The organism is Terriglobus sp. YAF25 (assembly GCF_052113305.1).
Classification (GTDB): Bacteria; Acidobacteriota; Terriglobia; order Terriglobales; family Acidobacteriaceae; genus Terriglobus.
In genome coordinates this window covers 1-2,138 of record NZ_JBFRCY010000941.1, presented here as the reverse complement: position 1 = coordinate 2,138, position 2,138 = coordinate 1, and the positions used below count along the sequence as shown (strand labels likewise).

At 56.8% G+C, this 2,138-nt stretch carries 2 protein-coding genes; one reads left to right on the top strand and one right to left on the bottom strand.

Annotated elements, in window-relative coordinates:
• Window positions 1-221: 221 nt before the first annotated feature.
• Window positions 222-710: an energy transducer TonB gene (locus tag AB4043_RS25430; RefSeq protein ID WP_442308512.1), complete on the bottom strand. Its 489-nt coding sequence runs from the start codon at window positions 708-710 to the stop codon at window positions 222-224.
• An 827-nt stretch (window positions 711-1,537) separates the two neighbouring features.
• On the opposite strand from AB4043_RS25430, the gene AB4043_RS25425 reads away from it, so the two are divergent.
• Window positions 1,538-2,138: NAD-dependent epimerase/dehydratase family protein (locus AB4043_RS25425; RefSeq protein WP_442308511.1), on the top strand; the 601-nt coding region annotated here is incomplete at its 3' end.

Genomic DNA, 2,138 nt, shown 5'->3' with positions numbered 1-2,138 from the left:
GGTGTATCCGGTGTCGTCTGGCTGCTTTTTCTTGCCCGGCAGAATTTTAATTGCGTGCGCGGGTGCCGCCAGCACCACGATCGAGGCGAGGGCGAGACCTGCCATGCAAGCTTTACGAAAAATCATATCTTCCTGACTCCTAGGCGGGGGAAAAGCCGCTTTCTTTCAATAATGACTTCAACTACAACCATTCAAAAATGAACACCAAGAAACTGAAAGCCCTACAACATCTGAAAGCCTACGTTCACAACGCCTGACCAGTCCACTGGCTGGCCGTTCTGCATTGCCGGCGAGAACTTCATCGTCTGAACGACACGGACCGCCGCCTCATCCAGACCATGTCCCAAACCACTGCTGACTCCCAGCACCTGCACTGCTCCGGAGGCAGTCACACGGACCTTTACGTAGACGGTTCCTTCCAAATGCAGCTTACGCGCCTCGTCGGTATACTCCGGCTTCGGCTTGTACAGCACCTTCGGCGGAGTCGCACCGGATACAGCAGTTGGCGCTACCGGCTTGGGCATCGGCGGCGGCGCCGCCTGCCCCAGATTTACAGGTCCGGCAACCCGTCCGGTGGAATTCAACGGACCAGTTCCACCGGCAACACCCAGCTTTACACCCTGCACCGGCTGCGCCGCATTGTCCCGGCCGCCAAGCGTTCCGTTCGGAGACCCCGAACCAAGATTCACCTTGGTCGACGGCGGTCCCATAAGCTGGAGGCGGCTGAACCAGCTTGGGAGGCGCCGGCTGAAGCACGACAGGCTTCGGCGTCTCCATCTTGACCTGAGGCGGCTTTGGTATGTCGGGCAGCTTGGTCTCAGGAATCTTGATCTTTGGCGGCGTAGGAGGAATGACCGGTGGCTTAGGAAGGGGTTTGGGCCTTGGGAGCTCCGGCTTCGGCTCGGGTTTGGGTGGCGGCGTCGAAGGAGCCGTCAGCATGGTGACCTTATGAGCCTCTGAGACCTTCTTTGCGGCCGCAGTGAGAATGAGGGCAACCACCAACAAGGTCACGTTAATGACGAGTGCAGAAAACAGAGAGCCCCGGCCCTGCTTCCCGGTATGCATGACTCCGAAGTGCGAAAAGGCAATGTCGTTCTGTTGCGCGGTCATTACGCGCTGGCCGGTGTATCCGGTTTGTGTCTGTCTCGCCATCGTTATTCCATCCTCAAAAATGCGCTTTCCTCGTCCTCACACTGACGCATTCTTGCGGCAACGGTCGCAGGAGCAGGAACCGATTTACCAAGGGCAGGCTCAAAGCAAGAATGTAGCAGCAAAGGCTCTAACATACAGATCGGCTCGGCCGTGCTACAGCGAAGGTACAACTCGGGGAATATCGCCTCGAGCCGGGGGGTATACCCCTATCTTCCTGAATCGCATCGGCGAAAGCAATGAAAAAAGTCATGAATCAGTCGACCGCGGGATCGAACCTCCAACCCATTAAATTTGCTCCGCAAGGGCGTTTCCACCACCAGGTCTGTCCTAATTCTGAGTGGGAGTCGCTGATACATTGGTTGCAGGTAGAGGGAAATTGGTTTCGATGAATTTTTTGGTGACCGGCGGAGCCGGGTATATCGGTGGGACTGTCTCCCGTATCTTGTTGCAACAGGGAGCAAAAGTCACCATTTATGACAATCTCTGTCACGCAAAAGCAAGTGCTCTTCCCGCACAAGCCGCCTTTATTCAGGGGGATCTGCTTGATCGCCAGCTGATCGAGAAGACGCTCCAGGAAGGCAAGTTCGATGCCGTTCTTCACTTCGCCGCCCTTATCGAAGCCGGCGAGAGCATGAAGAAGCCGGAACTATATTTCCGTAACAATACCGGCGGCACCCTCAGCCTGCTGGAGGCAATGTTAGCCACCGGACACAACAAACTCGTCTTCAGCTCCACCGCCGCCTGCTATGGAGAGCCGGAGTCGACGCCGATCTTTGAGACGGCCAAACTGCAACCGACCAATGCCTATGGCGAGTCGAAGCTGCTCTCAGAGACCATGATGCGCTGGATGAGTGAGATTCATGGTCTGCGCTATGCCGCGTTGCGCTACTTCAACGTCGCAGGGGCGATCGAGGGATATGGCGAAGCCCACGAGCCAGAGTCGCACCTGATTCCATTGATTCTGGACGTTGCCCTCGGCCGTCGCC

Excerpts from the sequence above, each read along its gene's own strand:
- AB4043_RS25430 (WP_442308512.1), bottom strand. The coding sequence starts at position 710 with ATGGGACCGCCGTCGACCAAGGTGAATCTTGGTTCGGGGTCTCCGAAC.